The sequence below is a fragment of the Mesorhizobium sp. M4B.F.Ca.ET.089.01.1.1 genome (assembly GCF_004022605.1).
Lineage (GTDB): Bacteria > Pseudomonadota > Alphaproteobacteria > Rhizobiales > Rhizobiaceae > Mesorhizobium > Mesorhizobium abyssinicae.
In genome coordinates this window covers 1-459 of the sequence record NZ_RZOS01001400.1, presented here as the reverse complement: position 1 = coordinate 459, position 459 = coordinate 1, and the positions used below count along the sequence as shown (strand labels likewise).

Annotated in this window: 1 protein-coding gene; it reads left to right on the top strand. The window is 62.7% G+C overall.

All coding sequences use genetic code 11. The annotated features are described in order from the left end of the window. Positions 1–459: aminotransferase class I/II-fold pyridoxal phosphate-dependent enzyme (locus EN780_RS39550; protein WP_348631307.1), on the top strand; the 459-nt coding region annotated here is incomplete at both ends.

Genomic DNA, 459 nt, shown 5'->3' with positions numbered 1-459 from the left:
CAAATGGGCCAATCAGTGGGACGAGTTCTCCCCGCAAGTCGAGGGCCAGGACCTGCTGTCCCTGTGGACGGCGGATATGGATTTCCGCGCCCCGGAAACCGTCATTGCGCGGCTGCGCGAGGCCGCGGACCACGGCATTTACGGCTATACACGCCGCGATCCGCGCCACTATGAGATCGTGCAATCGTGGTTCGCACGCCGGCACAACTGGTCGCCAGAACTGGAGACCCTGCTTCCCGCGCCGGCGATCATGCCGTCAGTGGCTGCGATACTGCGAACCTTCACGAAGCCCGGTGACGGCGTCATTGTGCAGTCGCCCGTCTATTCGCCCTATTTCGAAGTGGTTCAGGGAAACGGGCGGGTTCTGCTTACCAACCGGTTGCGGCTGCGCAACAACAGGTATGAGCTCGACCTGGACGATTTCGAGAAACTCGCGGCCGGCGGCGCCAAGGCGTTCCT